Here is a 21,717-nt window from a genome sequence, read left to right as displayed (position 1 = left end):
CGGGCCGCCGATACGGATGGGGACAGACCCTTGAAAATCTTCATCGCGGGCCTCGCCACCGAGACCAACACCTTCGCGCCTCTGCCCACGGGCCGATCGGCGTTCCGGGCCGATTATGCCCGCCGCGACGGCACCCGGAACCCGCCGAGCCTCAGCAATATCGGACTCAAGGCTTGGCGCGCGATGGCGGAAGCGGACGGACACGCTGTCGTCGAGAGCCTCTCGACCTTCGCGCAGCCCGGCGGGATCACCCTGCGGGCCGTCTACGAGGAACTGCGCGACGCGCTGCTGGAGGATCTGAAGGCCGCGATGCCGGTCGACGCGGTGCTGCTGTTCATGCACGGCGCCATGGTCGCCGAGGGCTATGACGATTGCGAGGGCGACACGCTGGAGCGGGTCCGCGCCATCGTGGGGCCGGAGGCCACGATCGGCGTCGAGCTCGACCTGCACTGCCATCTCACCGAGACGATGCGGCGAGACGCCGACATCATCGTGATCTACAAGGAATACCCCCACACCGACATCGTCGACCGCGCCCGCGACCTCTACCCGCTGGTGGTGCGGACGGTGTCGAAGGACATCCGCCCGGTCATGGCCTATGCCGATTGCCGGATCATCAACATGTGGCGCACCAGCCGCGAGCCGGTCGCGGGCTTCGTGCGCAGGATGGAAGCGCTCGAGGGGCGCGACGGGATCCTGTCGGTCTCCTTCGGGCACGGCTTCCCGTGGGGTGACGTGGCCGATGTCGGCGCCCGGATGCTCGTCGTTGCCGACGGCGATGCCGGCAAGGCGCAGGCGCTGGCCGACGACCTCGCCGCTGCGGTCTGGGCCATGCGGGAGGAGGCGGCGAGCCGCTGCGACACGATCGACGCGGCGATCGATCTCGCCCTCGCCTCCGACGACCCGCGCCCGATGGTGCTCGCCGACTTCGCCGACAATGCCGGCGCAGGCGCGCCCTCGGACAACACCGCGATCCTCGCGCGCCTCGCCGAGCGGGGCGTGACGGGCGCGGCGCTGGGCTTGATCTGGGATCCCGGCGCGGTCGGCATCTGCCACGAGGCCGGGCTCGGCGCGACCTTCACGCTCCGGATCGGCGGCAAGTGCGGTGTGACCTCGGGTGACCCCGTGGACCTGCGCGTCACCGTGCGCGGCCTGTCGGAGGATCACAGCCAGACCGGGCTGAGCGGCGGCCGGGCCCATCTCGGTCCCGCGGCCTGGGTGGAGGCGGACGGGATCCACGTCGTGTTGACCCACAAGCGCCAGCAGGCCTTCGCGCCCGACGCCTTCACGGGTCTCGGCCTCAGCCTCGACGACAAGCGCATCGTCGTGGTGAAGTCGATGCAGCATTTCTATGCCGCCTTCGCGCCTGTCGCGAGCGAGGTCCGCTACGTCGCCGCGCCCGGGGCGGTGCCGCCGGATTACGGGGCCATCCCCTATACCAAGCGGTCGGACGCCTACTGGCCGCGGATCGCCGATCCCTTCGCCGAGGAGACCGCCCGATGATCCCGGACCTCCACTTCGACGCGCGCGAGATTCTTGCGACCCTGCGCCCCTGGGTCGAGTGCGAGAGCCCGACCCACGATGCGGCGGCGGTGAACCGGATGATGGGCGTGGCCGCCCGCGACCTCGCCCTTTTGGGAGCCACCGTCGAGACGATCCCGGGCCGGATGGGCCTGAGCGACTGCGTCCGCGCACGATTCCCGCACCCCCGGCGGGACGTGCCGGGCATCCTGGTGCTCGGCCATCTCGACACGGTACATCCGGTCGGCACGCTCGGAAGCCTGCCCTGGCGGATCGAGGGCGACCGTGCCTACGGGCCGGGCATCCTCGACATGAAGGGCGGCAACGTGATTGCGCTGGCGGCGCTCCGCGCCCTGGCGGCTTCCGGCGTCGCGACGCCCCTGCCGGTGACCGTCCTGTTCACCGGCGACGAGGAGGTCGGCAGCCCCTCGACCCGCGACCTGATCGAGGCCGAGGCCGCCCGGCACGCCTTCGTGCTGGTGCCGGAGCCAGGTCAGCCCGAGAACGGCGTCGTCACCGGCCGCTATGCCATCGCACGCTTCGATCTGGAGGCGCTCGGCCGGCCGAGCCACGCCGGATCCTCGCCCCACGAGGGCCGCTCGGCGATCCGCGCGATGGCCCGCATGATCCTCGCGATCGACGCCATGTCGGATTCCGACTGCACGTTCTCGACCGGCGTGGTCTCCGGCGGGCAGTGGGTCAATTGCGTCCCGACCGTCTGCCGCGGGCAGGCGCTCAGCATGGCCAAGCGCCAGGCCGACCTCGACCGCGGTGTCGCGCGGATGCTGGCCCTATCGGGCGAGGCGGACGGTGTCCGCTTCACCGTGGCCCGAGGCGTGACCCGGCCGGTCTGGGAACCGGATGCCGGCGGCATGGCCCTCTACGAGCGGGCGCGGACCTTGAGCGAGGGGCTCGGTCACCCCCTCCCCCACCGCAGCGCCGGCGGCGGCTCCGACGGCAACTTCACCGGCGCCAACGGCATCCCGACGCTGGACGGCCTCGGGCCCCTCGGCCAGGGCTACCACACCCTGGAGGAGCACCTGCTGATCGACACGCTGCCCCAGCGGGCTCGGCTGTTCGCGGCGCTGCTGGCGAGTCTGGGCGCAGAGGCTCAGGCCTGAGCCCGCTGCGGCCCGCTTCCGTCAGGCGGGATCCACCGGCATGTCCGGCACCCCGCCGGCCTCGATCGCCGCGCCTGCCGCGAGGCACAAATCCTCCCGGTAGCGCGCGGCGACGAGCTGCACGCCCACGGGTGTGCGCCCGACGAGCCCCGTGGTGACGGTGAGCGCCGGGATGCCGAGCGGCGCCAGGCCGACCTGCAGCAGGTTCGCTTCGAAGGCTCGAGCGATGCCGGCATCGCCGGTGCGGTCGAGCCCATCCGGGAACGGCAGCTCGCCGGAGACCGGCACCAGCAGCACCGGGTTCTCGGCGAGGAACAGGGACCAGTCCCGGGCGAGGGTCGCGCGCCGGGTAAGAGACCGGGCGATCGCGTCGGGCGTCATCGCCTCCGCCCGCGTCCGGAAGCTCTCCAGAAGGCCGATCGCCGCCGGGTCGCCCTCGCGCTCCGCGGCGGCGCGGACGGCCGCGTAGCCGTCGCCCAGCCAGAGCTGGAGCTGGACCTCGCTCGCCTCGCGGATCGGCGGCGTGTCGGCGATCTCCGTGACCGTCCAGCCGGCCTCGGTGAGGCGACGCGCGGCGCCCCGCAGCGCTGCCTCGACCTCTGGGACGACGACGAGACCGCCCGGCCGGACGCAGAGTGTGGCCCGCCGCGGGCATTCCGGACCCACGAGGGGCGCGGGCACCCACCAGGGGTCGCGCGGATCGGGAGCCGCCATGACCTCCAGGCCGAGGCGGATATCCGCGATGCTGCGGGCGAGCGGTCCCGAAACGGCCATGAGCTGCGGCCCGATCCCGCGCTCGGGCGAGGACGGGTTCCAGGCCGGAATGCGGCCGAGGCTCGGCCGAAGGCCATGGACCCCGCAGGCATAGGCAGGATAGCGCACCGAGCCGGCGATGTCGGTGCCGTGGGCGATCGCACCAATACCGGCCGCGACCGCGGCCCCCGCCCCGCCCGATGAGCCCCCGGGCGTCAGCGCCGGGTCGCGCGGGTTCCGGGTCTCGCCGTGCAATTGGTTGGTGGTGAACCAGCGCAACGAGAAGGCCGGCGTGTTGGTCCGCCCGAGCAGCACCGCGCCGGAACGCCGGAGATTGGCCACCACTGGGTTGTCGTCCGTGGCGACCAAGTCCTGCTGAAGGCGCAGCCCGTTCGTCGTCGCGAAGCCGCGCTGATCGACATTCACCTTGACGGTCACCGGCACGCCCGCGAGCGGTCCTGATTCCTCACCGCGCGCCCGCGCCGCGTCGACCGCATCCGCTTGCCTCAGCACGTCGTCGGGACGGTGCTCGACCACGGCGTTGATCCGACCGTTGACCGCGTCGAGCCGCGCGAGGGCATCCTGCGCGACTTCCCGGGCCGAGACCTGACCGGCGCGGATCAGGGCCGCGAGATCGGTCGCCGTCAGACGCCAGAGCTGCATGGGGTTTCCTTTCGCTTGGCCCGGACGGGCCGATCCATCCTGCGATTCGCGGCGCCTCGGGCGCTCGAAGAACCTAATTCAATATGCAAGCGGACGGCCGCTTTTTTATGCAGCCGGGGATCGTCAGGGGCCGCAAGGGTTTGCCGCACTGCAGCAGAATTACTTAAGCATTCGTCCGGATTGAGCCCTTGCCAGCCCGTAAACGACGGCTAACCTCGTCATTGTTCGCGCGTTCGACCCGCCAATCCAGCAAAAAGGACGATCTCCTCAGACGAAAGCAGGCAACCTCTAGAAAAGGCAGGCTTCCATGGCAGAGGTGATTCGTGTTAAGCCGACACATGACGGCACTTACACCGTGTATCGCGGCACACTCGCTCTGATCTGCGGTCTGACACGTCTTCAGGCCGAGCGCTACGAAGCGAGTCTCAGCCGGCAACAGCGCGCCGATCTCGCGGCGGTCGGCGTCTGATCGCGCAAGGATGACCATCGACGATTGTCAGGCCGGCGCGACCGAAGAAGGGGGCCGTGCCGGCCGATCGGCTCAAGCGAGGTCGATAGGCCCGAGGTCGCCCATCGCCCCCGCCGCATCGAGGCCCCGTCGCCGGGCGCTGACCGCGTAGCCGTTTCCGATGGGAGCGATCTCGTACAGCAGGTAGGAGGCCCGTCGCGAGGCGATCGCCCCGTGCCCGTCCGGGCGGGCCGAGGCCGAAGGCGCACCGACGACCGGCACGCCACGTCCGTCCGGACCCGGGATGATCGCGCTGCTGGTGACGTGGTTATGGCCGTGCAGGATCAGGTCCGCGCCCGCTCGCCCGATCATCGCCGTGAAGGCGGCCGCGTCCTTCAGCTCACGCCCCGGCGAGGCCCCCCCCGGTTGCGGCGGGTGATGGATCATCACGACGCGGAACGGGTGGCCCGGCTCCGTGGCCAGCGCCCGCAGCAGCACCTCGGCCGCGGCGAGTTGCGGTGCGCCGAGCCGTCCGGTGGCCACGAAGGGCTTGGTCGGGATCGCGCTGGAGAGCCCGACGAGGGCGAGCGGTCCGCGTCGCCGAAGATAGGGGAACCGTCCCGAAGACCCGGTGTCGTCGCCGGTGTAGCGGCCACAGGCGGCGAGCAGCCCCTCCAGGGAGCCGCGGACATAGGCGTCGTGGTTGCCCGGGACGAAGCTCACCGTTTCGGGAGGGCCCAGGGCTTCGAGGAAGGTCCGCGCCGTCTCCCACTCGCTCGGCAGGCCGATGTTGCACAGGTCGCCCGTGCAGGCGACGTGCCCCGCCCCTTGGCCTTTCAGGTCGGCAACCAAGGCCTCCAGGATGGTCATGTCGTGGCTGCGCGAGCGACCGCGCCGCCAGTTGGCGTAGCCAGTGGCGCGCTTGCCGATGAGCTGATGCAGGCGCACGCGACCGAGGGGGCCGACATGCGGGTCGCTGAGATGGGCAAGGCGGAAGGTCAACGCCGGAGGTCACCCTCGAGACGGCTACGGGACGCGCTCCGCATCGCGGGCGCGGGGCCCGTCGTCAAGCGCTCCCGATGAGGATCCCGGCGGCCAGCACCAGCGCGCCGCCAAGCATCACCTGCATCGCGGCCCGCCAGAACGGCGTCGCCATGAAGCGCGTGCGGATCGCCGCGATGACGATCAACTCGACGGCCACCACCAGCACGGCGAGCGTCGTGGCGAGGAGAAACGGGTTCGGCCAGCCCGCGGGAAGCGTGTCGGGGATCGCGTAGGGCAAGGTGTGGCCGAGGCCGCCGAGTGTCGTCATGACCCCGCAGACGAGACCGCGCATCAGCGGGTCGCCCCGCCCGGTGACGCTGCCGTCGTCCGACAGGGCTTCCGTGAACCCCATGCTGATTCCAGCGCCCACCGAGGCTGCCAGGCCGACTAGGAAGGTCGCGCCATTGTGACCCGTGGCGAAGGCCGCCGCGAAGATCGGCGCCAGGGTCGACACGGAGCCGTCGATCAAGCCGGCCAGGCCAGGCTGGACATAGCGCAGGACGAAGCTGCGATGGGCCTCGGCGGCGGTGCGACTGGTGCTCTCGAGAACGGCTGCCATGCGTCGAATCCCTGTTTAGATGAATTCCAATCTATAGTTTGGAATATCTCTAAACAAGTCGCTGCGCCGTGTTTTTGCCGTGCGACGGGAGCATGCGCGGTCCCGGAACGTCCGACGGAGCAGGCCGATCACATACCTCTGGTTGTGGAGAAGGCCGGTTGTCTCGGCTTCGGCGCGGAGGCTAGACCATGCGCGGACAATTTCGATCCGGACCCGATCGGGCGGCGGCTTTCCGGTCGTCCCAGGCGTGACATGAGCCTCGGCAAGCGTTTCATCCGACATCCCTTCGCGCAGCGCGTTCTCGGGCGCCTCGCGGCCTCCTATCTCAAGCTGGTGCGGCGGACGAACCGCTTCGAGATCCATGCCGGACATGCGCCTCCGGGAGGCGTGGATGCGTGGATGGACGCACACATCCCACTCATCGCCGGGATGTGGCACGGGCAGCACATCATGATGCCGTTCATGAGCCGGCCGAAAGACCGGGTGGCCACGATCATCTCGAAGAATCCGGACGGCAACATCAACACCATCGCGTTAGAGCACCTCGGCGTGCGGGTGATGCGGGCCTCCGGCGCCCGGGGCCGGAGCCGGGCGACGGACCTGCGCGCCAAAGGTGGGGCCGAAGGATTGCGGGGCATGCTCCGGGCCCTGAAGGCGGGGGAGTCGGTCGCCTTCAGCGCGGACGTGCCGAAGATCTCGCGTCGCTGCGACGCCGGGATCCTGACGCTGGCACGCCTTTCCGGGCGTCCCATTGTCCCGGCCGCCGTGGTCACGAGCCGGCACCTGCGATTCGGATCCTGGGACCGTGCCTGTCTCGGCCTGCCGTTCGGGCGCGGCGCGATCGTGCTCGGCGATCCCATCTACGTGCCGCGCGACAGCGAGGGCGACGCCTTCGAGACGCTGCGGCGCTTCGTCGAGGCCGAGATGAACCGCGTGCATGCGCGCGCCTACGCGCTGGTCGGGCGCGCCGACCGCGCGGCGCTCTACCGGGATCCGGCCCCGACCGCCGAGCCGGCTCCGGTGGGAGACGTCGCGTGAGGCGCCCCTCGGTGACCCTGCCGCTCCAGGCCTACCGGGCGGGCCTGCGGATCGGCGAGCCGGCGCTGACCGGGCTTCTTGCGTGGCGGGCGCAGCGCGGCAAGGAGGACCCGCTGCGCCTGCCCGAGCGGCGCGGTCTGCCGGGCCGGGCGCGCCCGGTCGGGCCGCTGGCCTGGATGCACGGGGCCAGTGTCGGCGAGGCGCTGTCGCTGATCGGCCTCGTCGAGGGCATGATTGCCCGCGGCTTCTCCGTGCTGGTGACCACGGGCACGCGTGCGGCCGCCGACTTGATCGGCTCCCGTCTTCCGTCCGGCGCGGTGCACCAATACATGCCCCTCGACGCCCCGCGCTGGATGGCGCGCTTCCTCGACCATTGGCAGCCGGACCTGGCGGTGATCGCCGAGTCGGAGATCTGGCCCAACACGATTCTCGCCCTGGATGAGCGCGAGATCCCGCTGATCCTGGTCAATGGGCGCATGTCGGAGCGCTCCTTCCATGGCTGGGAACGCTGCCCCCGCACCGCAAAGGCGCTTCTGTCGCGGATCGCGATCTGCCTGGCCCAGACGCAGGAGGATGGCGAGCGCTTCGCCAAGCTCGGTGCGCCGCGGGTGAGCATCGCGGGGAACCTGAAGTTCGACGCGCCGGTGCCGCCGGCCGACCCGCAACAGCTCGCCTATCTCGGCGCCATGCTCGCCGGCCGGCCGGTCTGGGTGGCGGCGAGTACGCATCCCGGCGAGGAGGCGATGGTCGCCTATGCGCACGCGGTGCTGAAGGCCCGGTTCCCGCAACTCCTGACCATCATCGCCCCGCGGCATCCGGCCCGGGGCGGCGAGGTGGTCGCGTGCGCGGACGCCCTCGGCCTGCGCAGCGCCCGGCGCTCCGCCGGGGGACGGCCGCACCCGTCCGTGGAGGTCTATGTCGCCGACACGATCGGCGAACTCGGCCTGTTCTACCGTCTCACCGCTCTGGTGTTCCTCGGCGGCTCCCTGGTGTCGCGGGGCGGCCAGAACCCTATCGAGCCGGTGCGTCTGGACACCGTCGTCCTGCACGGCCCGCATACCGAGAACTTCTCGGTGATCTACAGCGCCCTCGACCGCGCGGGCGGCGCCCTGCCGGTGCGCGACGGCGTCGAGCTGGCAACGGTCGCCGGCGAACTCCTGAGCGATCCGGGACGCTTCGCCGGCATGATGCAGGCCGGGCAGAGCGCCCTGCAGCCCTTCGAGGGCGCGGTCGCGCGCACGCTCGCGGTGCTCGATCCGTTCGTCGCGCAGATGAAGCTTCAGCGTCTCGACCGAGGCGGTCCCGTGCGCCCGCTCGCGCGGGTCTGATGCGGCCTCCGGCCTTCTGGGCGGCAGGGCCGGACCATCCGGCCGCCCGCTGCCTCGCGCCGCTGGGAGCTGCCTACGGGGCGCTCGTAGCCCGGCGCATGGATCGGCCCGGCGCACGGGCCGGCTGCCCGGTCCTGTGCCTGGGGAACTTCACCCTTGGCGGCGCCGGCAAGACGCCGGCTGCCCTGGCCCTGGCCGCCCTCCTCGCCGCGCTCGGCCGCAGGCCCGCCTTTCTATCCCGCGGCTATGGCGGCCGAACGGCAGGCCCGGTGCAGGTCGATCTCGACCGGCACGATGCGGTCGCGGTCGGCGACGAGCCGCTGCTCCTGGCCCGCCGGGCCGTGACGGTGGTCTCCCGGGATCGGCCGGCCGGAGCCGCCCTGTGCCGGTCGCTCGGTGCCGACACCATCGTGATGGATGACGGGCTGCAGAACCCGGCCCTCGCGAAGGATCTCGGGTTTGCCGTGATCGACGGTCCCGCCGGCCTCGGCAACGGTCTGCCGGTTCCCGCCGGCCCGCTGCGGGCGCCGCTCGACCGCCAATGGCGACACGTCGCCGGGCTGATCCTGATCGGCGACGGGGCGCCGGGCGAGGCAGTCGCTCGCGCGGCCGAGGGCCGGGGTCTGCCGGTCCACCGGGCGCGCCTTGTCCGGGAAACGGACGATCTGGCGGGCCGGCGCTGCCTCGCCTTCGCGGGGATCGGCCGACCGGACAAGTTCTTCGCGACGCTCGCCGACGCGGGGGCTGTGATCGCGGCGACGCGCCCGTTTCCCGATCACCATCCCTACCGGCGCGGAGACCTGGCCACCCTGGCGGCCGAGGCGCAGCGGCTCGGAGCCGATCTCATCACGACCGAGAAGGACGCCGCACGGCTGCCGCCCGACTTCGCGGCCGGGGTGCGCGTGCTGCGCGTGCGCCTCGCCTTCGACGACGGAGAGGCCGTGCGTCGGCAGGTTTTGGGCGCTCTCGCGGGCGCGCCGTGACGGTCAGGGACGGCCGGTTTCCTTGAGCCGCTTCAGGATCGCATCGGGGGAGACGTAGGCCTCCTGCCGGACCGCGCTCCAGTAGCGCAGGGCGTCGAGCGGGATCGGCTCCCCCGTCACCGCGCACCGCACGAAGCTGCCCGGCTTGACCACCCGCATGGTGCCGTCGCCGTACTCGACGACCGCCTCGCCATTGTTCGCGCGTTCGTAACGACCCAGCACATCCGCCTCCTGATCGACCTTCGCTTTCTACACGATCCGCGCCGGCCGCGCTGCTTCTGAAGAGTCAGGTCAGCATCGACCGGGTTTGATCGCGCCCCAGCACGGCGCGGGCGGCGGACGCATCGATGTGCATCCGCGCAACCAGGGCGTCGGCGCTGTCGAACCGTTCCTCGCCGCGGATGTAACCGACGAATTCGACGGCGATCTCCTGCCCGTAGAGATCGCCGGAGAAATCGAACAGGTAGATCTCCAGGAGCGGCGCGCCGTCGTCGAAGGTCGGGCGGCGCCCGTAGCTCGCCACGCCGTCGTAGAACCGACCGGACCCGAGGCGGACCCGGACCGCGTAGATCCCGTGGGCCAGTCCGCAATCCGGCAGCCTGACATTGGCGGTTGGAAAGCCGAGCTGACGGCCACGCTTGTCGCCGTGCTGGACCGGGCCGAGCACGAACCAGCGATAGCCGAGCAACGCGTTGGCGCGGGTCACGTCGCCGGCGGCAAGCGCCACGCGGATCGCGCTCGACGACACCGGCTCGGTCTCGCCACCGAGGGCGACGGGTTCGACGATCCGGCAACTCATCCCGGCCTCGCGGCAGAGTTCGGCCAGGATCGCGGGTGTGCCCTCGCGGCCACGGCCGAAATGGAAATCGTGACCGACGACCACGCCGGACAGGCCGAGCGATGCTTTGAGGAAATCGAGCACGAAAGCGCGCGCCCCCGTGGCCGCGAGGGCGCCGTCGAAGCGGCGGATGATCAATCCGTCGAGGCCGAGATGGGCGAACACGATCTCCTTGGCGGCGGGGCCGGTAAGGCGGAACATCGGCGCGTCGGGCGTAAAATAGGCTCGCGGATGCGGCTCGAAGGTGAGCACCGCCGCCGGGCGACCGGCCTCGGCCGCCGCCTGGCGCACGCTCTCGACGAGCACCCGGTGACCGAGATGGACGCCGTCGAAGTTGCCGATCGCCGCCACGGCCCCCGCCAGGGCCGGCGGCACCGGCGCATCGGCGCGGCAGATCGTGAAGGGCCGCGCGGCCGTTGCGTCGCCTGAGGCCATCGATGTGGAGTCGGGTGCTGGGAAGGGTCGGATGGGATCGCCTGACATGTCCGCAAGGGGCCCGACGCGGCCGGACCCTGCCCAAAGGCGTCCGGAGGGTCAAGCGAGAGGGCACCTGTCAGCGCGCCGCACGAAGCGAGCCCTCGGGATGGGGCCCTGGAACCGAGCCATGAAACTTGGCCGTGAGTCCGGGTCATGCGCGGGCCGCGCCGATTAACCGCTTCGCAATGCGCGTGCGCTATTTAAAATGTCGTGCCGCGCAGCTAAATTGCCGCGTTAGCGAAGCGTTAATCTATCCGGGAGCCGCCGCGGCTTCCCGCCGGGCAATACGGAGCAGTTGTTCGATGGCTCTCGATTTGAGCATGCCGATCCTCGTTGTCGACGATTACCAGACAATGGTCCGCATTATTCGTAATCTTCTGAAACAGCTCGGGTTCGAGGAGGTCGATGATGCTTCGGACGGTACCGAAGCTCTTGCGCGCCTCAAGGGCCGCAAGTACGGCCTCGTGATCTCCGACTGGAACATGGAGCCGATGACGGGGTACGAGCTGCTCCGGCACGTGCGTGCGGATGAGAATCTTCGGACGACGCCGTTCATCATGGTGACGGCCGAATCGAAGACCGAGAACGTCATCGCGGCCAAGAAGGCTGGCGTGAACAATTATATCGTCAAGCCCTTCAACGCCGCCACGCTGAAGTCGAAGATCGAGGCGGTCTGCGGGAGCTGATCGGCCCCATGCAGCGCTCCCCGCGCCGTCCAGCCGGATCGCCGACGCGCCGCAAGGCACGCGGGACCGGAACAGCCGGCCAGGACGGTCATCGATCCCAGGAGGACAGCATGTCGTTAGCCGTCGCGCGGCAGGTCGATTTGCGGATGCGGGAGCCGCAGGCCGTCATCGCCGAATTGATCGAGATCGCGGACTATATCGCCCACCTGCGCGAGGAGATCGGCGCGCTGCGGGCGAACGAGATGAGTCGCGACCGGATCCCCATGGCGCACGAGGAGCTCGGCAGCGTCGTCGCGGCGACCGCGGGCGCCACCAACACCATCATGGAAGCCGCAGAAGCGATGCTCGGGCTCCCGGACGGCCCGGGCTACCGCGACGCGGTCGAAGAGCGCATCAACACGATCTTCGAGGCCTGCGCGTTCCAGGACATTACCGGGCAGCGGATCGCCAAGGTGGTGGAATCACTCAGGCTGTTCGAGCAGCGCCTCGCCCGGTTCGTCGGGGCCGTGAAGGCCCGCGACACCGGTTCCCTGGACCCGGCCGAGCGCGCCCGCCGCGCCCGGGCGGAAGATCTGCTGCTCAACGGCCCCCAGGCGGTCGAGGCGACACCCTCTCAGGACGACATCGACGCGCTCTTCGCCTGATGCGCCGCGCCGGATCGCCGGTCCGGGCGTCGACTCGGCGGCCGCGCTCCGGTTAGATCGCTGCCCGTACCCGGTTGCCGCACGGCGCCGGCAGGAGGCCTGTGCAGGGAATGGCGGCGCGGCTCTGGTCCGACCTCACCACGCAAGACTTCGCCCATCGTGACATGCGGCGCGCCATCGCGGTGCTGCCGGTGGCCGCCATCGAGCAGCACGGTCCCCACTTGCCGCTCTCGACCGATTGCGACATTGCCGAGGGCTACATCGCCCGCGTGCGCCCGCTGGTGCCGGCACATCTCGACGTGCTGCTGCTGCCCGTGCAGGCCGTGGGCAAGTCCGACGAGCACGACGCCTTCCCGGGGACGCTGTCCCTGGAGATCGGGACGGCGCTCGCGGCCTGGACGGGGCTCGGCGCCGCGGTCAGCCGCGCCGGGTGCCGCAAGCTGGTGATCGTCACGAGCCATGGCGGCAACAGCCCGCTCATCGACCTCGTGGCGGGTGAGCTTCGGTCGCGCTTCGGCATGGTCGTGGTGACGACCTCCTGGGCGCGGTTCGGCTATCCGGAGGGCCTGTTCCCGTCCGAGGAGATCGCCCACGGCATCCACGCCGGCGGCATCGAGACCGCGCTGATGCTGGCCCTGCGCCCCGATCTCGTGCGGACCGACCGGATCGCCGACTTCCCGCCGCGGACCCGCGCGATGATCCGCGAGTTCACCCACCTGCGCGCCGGCCGTCCTGCCGCCTTCGCCTGGAAAGCCGAGGATCTCCATCCCTCCGGCGCCATCGGCGACGCGCGGCTCGGCACGGCCGAAGCCGGCCACGCGGCGCTCGAATACGGGGCGCAGGCCTTCGTGGCGCTCCTGCGCGACGTCGACGCGTTCGAGCTCGACGGGCCGGCACCGGCGTAACCGCCGCCGCCGTGCGGCCGAAAGAGCCGGTACGCCGGGCGTGAAGGCCGGCGCGGGAGCCCCGGCCATGCGTCCTATCCAGCGTCCCATCGTGCTGATCGCCGCCGCCCTGATCTGCGCGGCCGCCGGCCCGACCGCCGCGGCGGAGCGTCCCGTCGTCGTCGAGCTGTTCACCTCGCAGAGCTGCTCCTCCTGCCCGCCCGCCGAGGCGCTGCTCGGCCGACTCGCGCGGGAGCATGCCGATGTCCTGCCGCTCGCGTTCCACGTCACCTACTGGAACCACCTGAACTGGCGCGATCCCTACGCCCTGCCCGCCGCCACCGCGCGTCAGGAGGCTTACGCGGCCCGGCTCGGTGGTGGCGCCTACACACCGGAGGCGGTGATCGATGGCCGGACCGGCCTCGTCGGCTCCGACGAGGCCGGCCTGCGCGGCGCAATCGCGCAGGCCCGGGAGGCTGCGCCGGCAATCCCGGCGACGCTGTCCCGCGAGGGCGACCGCGTCGCCGCGCGAGTCGGGTCGGGCCATGGCGTCGGGCGGGTCCTGCTGATCGGCTTCGATCCGAGCCACACCACCCGGGTGCTGCGCGGCGAGAATGCCGGGCGCATCATCGAGCAGGCCAATATCGTCCGCTCGATCCACGAGCTCGGTCCCTGGTCCGGCGCCGCCGCGACCTTCACGGCCGCCCGGCCCGAGGGCGAGACCGCGGCCCTGCTCCTGCAGGCGGAGGACGGGGGCATCCTCGGGGCCGCCCGACTGGATCGGCCTGGCATCGGGGCGGCCCGGGAGGCGCTGCGATGATGCTGACCCTCCAAGGCAGCGCCGGTGGGGGCGGCTGGGTGCTGGCGCCCGGACCGGAACGCGGGCAAAAGACGGCCCGTGCCGGAGGACGGAACGGCGGAGCCCGGATGGCGCTCGAAGAGGATCTTGCGGCTCTGATGGCCGCGGCGCAGGGCGGCGACGCGGCCGCCTATCGCGCCCTGCTGAAGGCTTGCCTGCCGGTCGTGTCGGCGATCGCCAGGGCCCAGGGCGTGCGCGGCGAGGCGGTAGACGATGTCGTGCAGGATACGCTGATGACGGTCCACCGGGCGCGGGCGAGCTACGATCCGGCGCGCCCGTTCCTGCCCTGGCTGCGCGCGATCACCCAGCGGCGGGTGATCGATCGGCTGCGCCGTTCGGGTCGCCGACCGCGGGAGGTCAACGATCCCCTGGCCTACGAGGCCGAGGCCGACCCCGGCCCGGCCCCCGGGCACGGCCTAGAGGCGCGGGACCGCGCCGCCGCCCTGGCGCGCGCGGTGGCGTCGCTCCCGGAGGGGCAGCGGCAGGCAGTGGAGCATCTCGGCCTGCGCGAGCTCTCGCTCGACGAGACCGCGGCGCTGACCGGCCGGAGCAAGGGGGCACTCAAGGTCAACCTTCACCGCGCGCTGAAGGCGCTCCGGGCCAGCCTGACGCAGGAGAGGGAGTGATGGCCGAACGCACCGGCTGCAGCCTGTCCCGCCACGAGCGGCTCGTCGAGGACCTCGCGGGCAGCCTCGAGCCCGTGCGGCCGCTCCCGGCTCCCGGTGCGCGCGCCGCCCTGTGGCTCGGCTCGGCCCTGCTGATCGGGCTGGTCCTGGCGGCCTGGAGCGGCACCGGCGGCTTCATGCTGCGGATGCGCGTCCCCGATCTCGCCCTGGCGGCTCTGGGCGCCGTGCTGACCGCCGCGGCCGCCGCGTTCGCGGCTTTCTCCACCAGCGTGCCGGGTCGCTCGGCCGGCTGGGCGTTCCTGCCCGTGCCGCCGCTGGCCCTGTGGATCGGGGCGAGCGGTCTCGGCTGCCTGCGCGAGTGGGTCGCGCCGGGAGCCGACATTCCGGGCGCCCACACGGTGACGGGCTGCTTCAGCTTTCTGATCTGCGTGTCGGTGCCGCTCTCGGCGCTGATCGTCGTGATGCTGCGGCGCGCCTGCCCCCTTCGACCGAACCTCACGGCGGCCCTGGGCGGCCTCGCGGTGGCCGCCGCAGCGGCGGCCCTTCTGATGCCGGTTCATCCGCATGACGCGACGGCGACCGATCTCCTGATCCACGCGGCCGCGGTCGCCATCGTCATAGGCATCAACGGGCTGGCCGGGGGCCGGCTGATCGGCCGCGACGCCGGAACCGGCTGAGCGCCTGCCCCGGCCTCAATCCCCATAGGGGTCGCGGGCCGGCCAATCCACGATCCGGTCCGGCAACTCGTCCTCGGAGAATTCCTCCTCATTGCCGGAGAGCCGGCCGCGGACCGAGATCCCGGCCTCATGCACGCTCGCTGCCCGTCCCGAGATCAGGGGATGCCACGGGTAGAGCGGCTCGCCATCCCGGACGAGACGGTAGGCGCAGGTCGGCGGCAGCCACGGGATCGTGCGCACCGCCTCGGGTGTCAAACGGACGCAGTCGGGCACCCGCTTCTGACGGCGCGGATAGTCGCGGCAGCGGCAGGTGAGCCCGTCGAGGAGCGTGCAGCCGACATCCGTGTGGTGGACCTCGCCGGTATCCTCGTCCTCGAGCTTCATCAGGCAGCACCGGCCGCACCCGTCGCACAGGCTCTCCCATTCGGACGGGCTCATCGCTTCCAGGGTCTTGGTCCGCCAGAACGGCTCGACGTCCCCGCGGCGCGGCGCCTCGGGCTTGGGCATCTTTCAGGTCTCTCGATCGGGAGGTGCGTCTCTCTGCCCGAGCCGCGGGATCGCTGCAAGCGTAGCCGCCGGCCACGCCTGCCCCGAGAGTCGGGTCCCAAGAGCAGGCCGGTGCCATGGACAACGAACCCCGTCATTCCAACGCTGCGGAGCAGGGCCGGAGCCCAGAGCCTCCGCCGGAGCCATAGGAGGCGGGCGTCGGCGGTTTTGGGTTCCGCGCTCGCCTTCGGCGCCCCGGAACGACGGGGGGGCGGCTGCGCCCTGCCCAAACGCCGCGATTATCGGCTCACCAGGCGGTCTGCGAGCCCGATCGGCGCCTTCATGCGACCCGATCGCCTCCTGGCGCGTTATGCCCAAGCTCGTCCGCTTCGATACGCGAGACTGCGCAGAGCCTCGCCGACGGTTCCGGATCCTGCTATGGACGGGCGTGCCGCGCGGTGGCCCGGGCGCAGGCTTCGCGCCGGCGGCGCGGCCGCGCCACCATCCGCCGCAGAGGCGCTCGACAAGCCGGGTTCGACATCGTGCGCCTGCCGACGCTCACCGAGATCAAGGTTCGCTTCGAACGCGCCGCCCTCGCGTTCGATGCCTGGGTCAATGCCAGCCTTTACGACGGCGGCCAGTCCACCGGCGAGGCCTACGAGCGCTTCCAGCGCGTCATGAGCCGCTTCGCCGTGCGTGGCTGGAAGCGCGTCGCCCTCGACCTCACCAGCGAGGCCGTCACCCTCGGCACCGGCGGCGCCGTGCTGATGCTGGCGCTGGCGCAGCCCGCGTTCCAGCTCACCAGCGAGAACTGGCTGAAGCAGCAGGACCTCGCCGTCACCTTCCTCGATCGCTACGGCACCGAGGTCGGGCGCCGCGGCATCAAGCACGACGACTCGCTCAAGCTCGACGAGTTTCCCGACATCATGATCAAGGCGCTGGTCTCCACGGAGGACCGGCGCTTCTACGAGCATTGGGGCATCGACCCGATCGGCACCCTCCGGGCCCTCGTGAACAACTCGAAGGGCGGCGGCGGCACGCAGGGCGGCTCCTCGATCACCCAGCAGCTCGCCAAGAACCTTTTTCTGACGAATGAGCGCTCCCTCGAGCGCAAGGTCAACGAGGCGTTCCTGGCCCTGTGGCTGGAGAGCCACCTGACCAAGAACGAGATCCTGAAGCTCTACCTCGACCGGGCCTATATGGGCGGCGGCACCTTCGGCGCGGTGGCGGCGGCGGATTATTATTTCGGCAAGCCGCTCAAGGACATCAGCCTCGCCGAGGCCGCCATGCTGGCGGGGCTGTTCAAGGCGCCGACCAAGTACGCCCCGCACGTCAATCTGCCGGCGGCCCGCGCCCGGGCGGCCGACGTGCTGCACAACATGGTTGAGGCCGGCTTCGTCACCGAGGGCCAGATCCAGACGGCCCTGCGTAATCCGGCGACGCCGGTGACCCGCACCCGCGACATCACCGCCGACTACTACCTCGACTGGGCCTTCGGCGAGATCAAGGGCATGGCCGATGCCGGAAAGCTGCGCAGCGACCGCGTGCTGACGGTGAAGACGCCGCTGGACCTCGCGATTCAGAAGCGCGCCGACGAGGTGGTGGCCGACATTCTGCGCAAGTCGGGCGACGCCATGGATGTCGACGAGGCCGCCATGGTCATCCTCGACCCCGACGGGGCGCTGCGCGCCATGGTGGGCGGCGCCGATTACGGCGAGAGCCAGTTCAACCGGGCCACCGACGCGCTGCGCCAGCCCGGCTCGTCGTTCAAGCCCTACGTCTATTCCGCGGCCCTGGCCTCCGGCCTGTTCAAGCCCGACACGCCGGTCGTGGACAGCCCGGTCTGCATCGGCAATTGGTGCCCGCAGAATTACGGGCGCTCCTACGCCGGCCGGGTGCCGATGTGGCTCGCCGTGGCCAAGTCGATCAACACCATCCCGATCAAGATCTCGATCGCGCTGGGCAAGGCCATGGGCATCAGCCACGAGGCCCGGGCCGCCAAGGCCGGTCGCGCGAAGATCACCGAACTGGCCCACAAGATGGGCATCACCACGAACCTGATCGACACGGTCTCGATGCCGATCGGCTCGGACGAGGTGACGGTGATCGATCAGGCCGCGGGTTACGCGGTGTTCGCCAACGGCGGCTTCCGGGCCAAGCCCTACGCGGCCATGGAGGTGAAGAACTCCTCGGGCGAGGTGATCTACCGGCACGCCGACGAGGCGCCCGAGCGGGTGCTCGCGCCCCAGGTCGTGGCCGACATGAACTTCATGCTCAACAAGGTCGTCGAGGAAGGCACCGGCAAGCGGGCGCAGCTCGAAGGGGTCAAAGTGGCGGGGAAATCCGGCACCACGAACGCCTACCGGGACGCGTGGTTCGTCGGCTACACCGGCAATTACGTCGGCGCGGTCTGGTTCGGGAACGACGACCACACCTCGACCAACAAGCTCACCGGCGGCTCGCTCCCGGCCCAGACCTGGCACGACGTGATGGAGCCGGCGCACCAGGGCATCGAGATCAAGGGGCTGCCGGGCTTGAAGGACAGTTCGCGCGCCGCCCAGCAGCAGGCCTCCGGCGGCCCCACGGCCCCGACCGACCCCAATGCCAGCGCCTACGGCAAGCTCTCGCGCCGCTCCTTCGAGGTGATCAGCGGCCTCAACGGCCTGTTCCGCACGGTCGACCGCGCGCCCGCCGTGGATCCGGCCGCCCGGTCCGGCGCCGCCGATCCGAAGGCCGGAAAGAAACCCGACGACCGGGCATCGGCCGGGCCGGCGGGCCAACCGCGCGCGGTGGCCGACGGTGGCCGCTCGGCCGGCGGCTTCATCGAGGTGCGGTGAGCGCATGAAGCTCGCAATTCCCGAAGCCCTCGGCCGCCATTCGACGGTCGCGGGTGCCCGGCGCAGCGGCGCCGTGCGGTTCATTGCCCGTCTCTGGCGCAAGAGCTCCGTGGCCGGGCTTGCCGTCTACGCCCTCGCGCTCGGCGGCGCCCTGGGCCTCGCCACAGCCGATTGGGCGACGAGCGGGGGCTATCCGTTCGGTGGCGTGCAGGTCGGCGCCTGGACCGCTTGGCCCCGGGCCGGTGCGGCGAGCGCCGATCCCTACACGCGCGCGGTCAATGCCCGGCGGGGCGAAATCCCGCTCGCGGTCGGCGAGGGCCTGCTGATGACGGCGGCCGTGGACGACGCAGGCCGAGCCCTCGATGCCACCTGCACCTATCAGATCGGCGGCGCGACGCCCTCCGCGCGAGCCTGGACGCTCACGGTGGCCGGCCGTGGCCCGCGTGAGCCCGGTCGCGCGCCGGTGCGCGAGGGGTTCACTTCGACGGAGGTCCTGCGGACGCCCGACGGCCGGTTCACTGTGATGCTCGGACCCGATGTCCAGCCAGGGAACTGGCTCCCGTCTCCCCGTGCGAGCGGCCCGGTGCGGTTGGCGCTGCGCCTCTACGACACACCGGCCGCCGCGAGCGTCGGATCCCTCGACCGCACCTCGGTGCCGGCCATCACCCGCCTAGGGTGCGCCTCGTGAACCTGCGATTCGTTTACGCTACGCTGCTCGGCCTCGTGATCGCCGGCATCGTCCACATCGCGGCAGTGCTGGCCATCCCCCACCTGTCGGACAAGGATGCCGTCTCGCGCGCCCGCACCAGCGAGAACCTGGATCATCCGCAGCCGATCTATACGGTCGCCACCGGCGACGACCCCTCCCCGCCTGAGGCCTGGCTGCCGATTCCGGATCCGGCGGTGGCGGTGGGCGTCTGCGCCTACGACCTGACCGAGGGTCCCATGCGCGTTTCCGCCCGGACCGGTCCGCTGTCACTGTCGCTCGCCGCCCATGCACGGCGCGGCGCCTTCTACGCGGTGACCGATCAGGCTGCGGTCCGCGGCGCCCTCGACCTCGTGATCCTCACCCGCGCCCAGTACGACGAAGCGCTCGCCGACGACGACGAGAACGACCCGAGCCGCGACGTGCGCATCGTCGCGCCGGACAATCGCGGCTTCGTGGTGGTGCGGGTGATCGCCGGCCTGCCGAGCCAGCGCCCCGCCGCCAATGCCGCGGTCCAGGCTGTCTCCTGCTCGACCGATACGGCGACGGATGACACGGCGAAGGACACATCCGGCAAGGGCACCGGCCGTTAGAGCATTTCAGCGACGCTTGAATCGCTGAAATGCTCCAACCTATTGATGATTCTTCATCGTCTTGCGCAAAACCGGTGACGGCTTCGGCGGAAGACGCTCTTACGGCGGCTTCAGTCCTTCACGACGAGCGGCCCGGCCTGTGCGACCGGGACAGCTTCCAGGCCGCACCGCGCCGCCGCATCGGGCGGCAGGAGCGGATCGAGCAGGTTGCGACGGGCCGCCAGCATCGTCAGCGACCGCTCCGCCCCCACCGATTCGGGGACCGGCGCCTCGGCGAACAGGTGCTCCAGGGCGAACCGGTAGCGGGCGAGCCGAAGGCGGGCCTCGAGCCGCACCCAGGCGATCAGGCAGCGGTTCTCGGCGACGCGCTGCGCGGCCAGCCGGATGTCGGCATCGTTCAAGGTCTTGGCGAAGGGCAAGCTGCGCAGCCGGGCGGCATCCGCGTCGATCACTCGGGCCGCGAGCGCTGCCAAGATCGGGATCAGGCGGGCATCGGCGGTGGCGTCGTCGCCGAGCTGGCGGTAGCGGGAGACGGGCGAGCGGGACGGCGCGGCGGTCAGCGTCTCGTAGTAGGCGCCGATCTCCTCGACGCGCCACGTGGCCGGCGTCGCATGGGCACTCGCGAGGCCGAGCACGGCGTCCTGGAAGGCCGAGAAGGTGCTGGCGGGCTGTACGAACCGCCAGGCGCGGTCGCGCAACGCCTGCTCGTCGTCGGTCAGGCCCGAGTCCAGCAGGAGGCGCCCGCGGTCATGGGTGCTGAAGCTGCCTGTGGTGTCGATGAGGCCGTTCCAGACGCCAGTCCGCGGCCGCCCGAAATCGCCGCTCTGCGTGCAGGCCGCGAGCAGGGCCAGCGCTATGCCCGTGGGCAAGAGGCAGGCGGCGGTGCGGAGGCGGGTGATGCGCCTTCTGTCCGGGACTGGCATGAGAAAACCGTGGGAGACGTCGCGCGGCCGTCCGGGTATTCGCCCGCTCAGGAAGCGAGGCGCTCGTAGCGCACGCCGAGAAACAGCAGGATCTCCCCGCGCCGCTCGCCGGAGCGCGGGATGCGGCATGTCCGCCGTGCCTCCGGGCCGGGAAACGGGATGAGGACCGCTGATGCGGCTGCGGTCGATTCGCGCATCGTTGCGACCGCCTGTGCCAGCAGAGGGGGGCGGCCGATCTCCTGCGGTTTGAAAAGCGTCATGGTCTCCGGCTCCTGTCGGCGGTCCGAGCATCCGGCCCGGGCCCTGCGGAGGGCGTCGGCAAGGGCTACGGAAACAATCCAGCACGCCATGGTTAACGGAGTCTTTCCGGCCCATCACCGTCCGGGCCATGGCCTTTCAGGCCGCGAAAACGAATTGGCGCGCGACTTGCAGACGTGAATGTGCCCATGGCGGGCGTTTCCTCCCTTCGACTTCAAGGCCCTGCCCGATCCCGGGCGGGGCCTTTTTCTCACCGGCCTGAACGATCGTGCGGCCAGGAGGGCACACCCGGGCGAGCCCAGGCCGTGATGGCGTTGTGCGGAACCCCTGCGGACCTCCGGTGCTTGCCTAGCGCCTGTCGCGACCGATATGCCGGACGCGGGTGGAGGGGGGACCGCCACGTCGGTTCTCCGCCCGATCGAAATTTGAGGACACCGCTGGATGCGACTGGTTCCGGAACGATCCCTGCGCTTCTCCCGCCGCCGCGGGCTCGCCACGGCGGCGCTGGCGCTGCTCGCGCTCACCGCCGGCCCCGCCTACGCCCAACGCGAGGACCAGGGCTTGCAGCTTGGCTGTGCGAATGACTACTTCCGCCTCTGCGCCGGCGTCGACCCGAACAGCCAGGACGCGGACCGCTGCATGACGCGCAACCGGAAGCGCCTCTCGCCCGAGTGCCGCGCTGCGATCGGTGACTACGACAAGCGCACGGGCAGCAAGTCGCTGTCCGACGATTGAGGCGGCGCGCGGTCGAGGATCCCGCCGCCG

At 71.1% G+C, this 21,717-nt stretch carries 23 protein-coding genes and 1 pseudogene; 16 read left to right on the top strand and 8 right to left on the bottom strand.

All coding sequences use genetic code 11. The features are described from left to right. The first annotated feature begins 30 nt into the window (after positions 1-30). On the top strand, positions 31-1,503 hold the full coding sequence (locus JOE48_RS25790; RefSeq protein ID WP_210034019.1) for a M81 family metallopeptidase: 1,473 nt from the start codon (positions 31-33) through the stop codon (positions 1,501-1,503). Next, positions 1,500-2,642 carry a M20/M25/M40 family metallo-hydrolase gene (locus tag JOE48_RS25785; protein WP_210034017.1) on the top strand — a complete coding sequence of 381 codons (1,143 nt, stop codon included), beginning with the start codon at positions 1,500-1,502 and terminating at the stop codon, positions 2,640-2,642. Before JOE48_RS25790 ends, JOE48_RS25785 begins: the two co-directional genes overlap by 4 nt. A gap of 21 nt (positions 2,643-2,663) precedes the next feature. Here the strand turns inward: JOE48_RS25785 and JOE48_RS25780 are convergent, their stop codons facing one another. Continuing rightward, entirely contained in the window at positions 2,664-4,058 is a 1,395-nt protein-coding gene (locus JOE48_RS25780) for an amidase family protein (protein WP_210034015.1), read from the bottom strand. Positions 4,059-4,365: 307 nt separating this feature from the next. Between JOE48_RS25780 and JOE48_RS25775 the strand changes: the two genes are divergently transcribed. After that, entirely contained in the window at positions 4,366-4,527 is a 162-nt protein-coding gene (locus tag JOE48_RS25775; RefSeq protein WP_210034013.1) for a hypothetical protein, read from the top strand. A 72-nt stretch (positions 4,528-4,599) separates the two neighbouring features. On the opposite strand, the gene JOE48_RS25770 is transcribed toward JOE48_RS25775, so the two are convergent. Further along, the gene (locus tag JOE48_RS25770; protein ID WP_210034011.1) at positions 4,600-5,508 is read right to left on the bottom strand and encodes a metallophosphoesterase; all 909 of its coding nucleotides are present in this window, start codon (positions 5,506-5,508) and stop codon (positions 4,600-4,602) included. 64 nt (positions 5,509-5,572) lie between these two features. Then, a pseudogene (locus tag JOE48_RS25765) lies at positions 5,573-6,067 on the bottom strand (VIT family protein); the annotation flags it as partial. A gap of 294 nt (positions 6,068-6,361) precedes the next feature. On the opposite strand from JOE48_RS25765, the gene JOE48_RS25760 reads away from it, so the two are divergent. From JOE48_RS25760 to lpxK, 3 genes are read left to right on the top strand one after another with little or no spacing between them, the layout of a single operon-like run. Continuing rightward, complete coding sequence (locus JOE48_RS25760; protein WP_210034009.1) at positions 6,362-7,147, top strand: lysophospholipid acyltransferase family protein; 786 nt, start codon at positions 6,362-6,364, stop codon at positions 7,145-7,147. Beyond that, the gene (locus JOE48_RS25755) at positions 7,144-8,475 is read left to right on the top strand and encodes a 3-deoxy-D-manno-octulosonic acid transferase (protein WP_210034008.1); all 1,332 of its coding nucleotides are present in this window, start codon (positions 7,144-7,146) and stop codon (positions 8,473-8,475) included. Before JOE48_RS25760 ends, JOE48_RS25755 begins: the two co-directional genes overlap by 4 nt. Next, positions 8,475-9,458, top strand: coding sequence for a tetraacyldisaccharide 4'-kinase (gene lpxK / locus JOE48_RS25750; protein ID WP_210034007.1), 984 nt, complete (start codon positions 8,475-8,477; stop codon positions 9,456-9,458). The genes JOE48_RS25755 and lpxK overlap by 1 nt, the downstream gene beginning before the upstream one ends. A gap of 3 nt (positions 9,459-9,461) precedes the next feature. On the opposite strand, the gene JOE48_RS25745 is transcribed toward lpxK, so the two are convergent. Together JOE48_RS25745 and JOE48_RS25740 are read right to left on the bottom strand one after the other, a co-directional pair. After that, a complete protein-coding gene (locus JOE48_RS25745; RefSeq protein WP_210034006.1) occupies positions 9,462-9,680 on the bottom strand; it encodes a DUF2093 domain-containing protein in 219 nt (72 codons plus the stop codon). 64 nt (positions 9,681-9,744) lie between these two features. Next, the gene (locus JOE48_RS25740) at positions 9,745-10,731 is read right to left on the bottom strand and encodes a bifunctional riboflavin kinase/FAD synthetase (protein WP_210034004.1); all 987 of its coding nucleotides are present in this window, start codon (positions 10,729-10,731) and stop codon (positions 9,745-9,747) included. Positions 10,732-11,075: 344 nt separating this feature from the next. Here JOE48_RS25740 and JOE48_RS25735 point away from each other — a divergent pair, with 344 nt between their 5' ends. From JOE48_RS25735 to JOE48_RS25710, 6 genes are all read left to right on the top strand, one after another. Then, complete coding sequence (locus JOE48_RS25735) at positions 11,076-11,459, top strand: response regulator (protein ID WP_012317888.1); 384 nt, start codon at positions 11,076-11,078, stop codon at positions 11,457-11,459. A 110-nt stretch (positions 11,460-11,569) separates the two neighbouring features. Next, positions 11,570-12,103, top strand: a complete 534-nt coding sequence (locus tag JOE48_RS25730; protein WP_210034002.1) for a protein phosphatase CheZ — start codon at positions 11,570-11,572, stop codon at positions 12,101-12,103. Between the two features lie 110 nt (positions 12,104-12,213). Continuing rightward, the gene (locus JOE48_RS25725; RefSeq protein ID WP_210034000.1) at positions 12,214-13,008 is read left to right on the top strand and encodes a creatininase family protein; all 795 of its coding nucleotides are present in this window, start codon (positions 12,214-12,216) and stop codon (positions 13,006-13,008) included. A gap of 67 nt (positions 13,009-13,075) precedes the next feature. After that, positions 13,076-13,807, top strand: coding sequence for a thioredoxin family protein (locus JOE48_RS25720; RefSeq protein WP_210033998.1), 732 nt, complete (start codon positions 13,076-13,078; stop codon positions 13,805-13,807). A 107-nt stretch (positions 13,808-13,914) separates the two neighbouring features. Further along, positions 13,915-14,472: an RNA polymerase sigma factor gene (locus JOE48_RS25715; protein ID WP_210033996.1), complete on the top strand. Its 558-nt coding sequence runs from the start codon at positions 13,915-13,917 to the stop codon at positions 14,470-14,472. Beyond that, positions 14,472-15,149 (top strand): NrsF family protein, encoded by a 678-nt coding sequence (locus JOE48_RS25710; RefSeq protein ID WP_210033994.1) that lies wholly within the window; start codon positions 14,472-14,474, stop codon positions 15,147-15,149. Before JOE48_RS25715 ends, JOE48_RS25710 begins: the two co-directional genes overlap by 1 nt. A gap of 15 nt (positions 15,150-15,164) precedes the next feature. On the opposite strand, the gene JOE48_RS25705 is transcribed toward JOE48_RS25710, so the two are convergent. Continuing rightward, the gene (locus JOE48_RS25705) at positions 15,165-15,656 is read right to left on the bottom strand and encodes a YcgN family cysteine cluster protein (protein WP_210033990.1); all 492 of its coding nucleotides are present in this window, start codon (positions 15,654-15,656) and stop codon (positions 15,165-15,167) included. 521 nt (positions 15,657-16,177) lie between these two features. On the opposite strand from JOE48_RS25705, the gene JOE48_RS25700 reads away from it, so the two are divergent. From JOE48_RS25700 to JOE48_RS25690, 3 genes are read left to right on the top strand one after another with little or no spacing between them, the layout of a single operon-like run. After that, positions 16,178-18,472, top strand: coding sequence for a transglycosylase domain-containing protein (locus tag JOE48_RS25700; RefSeq protein WP_210033987.1), 2,295 nt, complete (start codon positions 16,178-16,180; stop codon positions 18,470-18,472). Between the two features lie 4 nt (positions 18,473-18,476). Next, positions 18,477-19,160 carry a DUF1214 domain-containing protein gene (locus tag JOE48_RS25695; protein ID WP_210033986.1) on the top strand — a complete coding sequence of 228 codons (684 nt, stop codon included), beginning with the start codon at positions 18,477-18,479 and terminating at the stop codon, positions 19,158-19,160. Continuing rightward, positions 19,148-19,771, top strand: coding sequence for a hypothetical protein (locus JOE48_RS25690; RefSeq protein ID WP_210033985.1), 624 nt, complete (start codon positions 19,148-19,150; stop codon positions 19,769-19,771). The genes JOE48_RS25695 and JOE48_RS25690 overlap by 13 nt, the downstream gene beginning before the upstream one ends. A gap of 110 nt (positions 19,772-19,881) precedes the next feature. Here JOE48_RS25690 and JOE48_RS25685 read toward each other — a convergent pair whose 3' ends face one another. Further along, positions 19,882-20,694 carry a hypothetical protein gene (locus tag JOE48_RS25685; protein ID WP_210033984.1) on the bottom strand — a complete coding sequence of 271 codons (813 nt, stop codon included), beginning with the start codon at positions 20,692-20,694 and terminating at the stop codon, positions 19,882-19,884. Between the two features lie 47 nt (positions 20,695-20,741). Further along, the gene (locus JOE48_RS25680; RefSeq protein ID WP_210033979.1) at positions 20,742-20,954 is read right to left on the bottom strand and encodes a hypothetical protein; all 213 of its coding nucleotides are present in this window, start codon (positions 20,952-20,954) and stop codon (positions 20,742-20,744) included. Between the two features lie 439 nt (positions 20,955-21,393). Here JOE48_RS25680 and JOE48_RS25675 point away from each other — a divergent pair, with 439 nt between their 5' ends. Beyond that, the gene (locus tag JOE48_RS25675; protein ID WP_210033978.1) at positions 21,394-21,687 is read left to right on the top strand and encodes a hypothetical protein; all 294 of its coding nucleotides are present in this window, start codon (positions 21,394-21,396) and stop codon (positions 21,685-21,687) included. The last annotated feature ends 30 nt before the right edge of the window (positions 21,688-21,717 follow it).

Origin of the sequence: Methylobacterium sp. PvR107, from assembly GCF_017833295.1 — a bacterium.
In the GTDB taxonomy this organism is placed as follows: domain Bacteria; phylum Pseudomonadota; class Alphaproteobacteria; order Rhizobiales; family Beijerinckiaceae; genus Methylobacterium.
The sequence above is the reverse complement of the archived record's forward strand: the minus strand, read 5'-3'. Positions and strand labels throughout refer to the sequence as shown.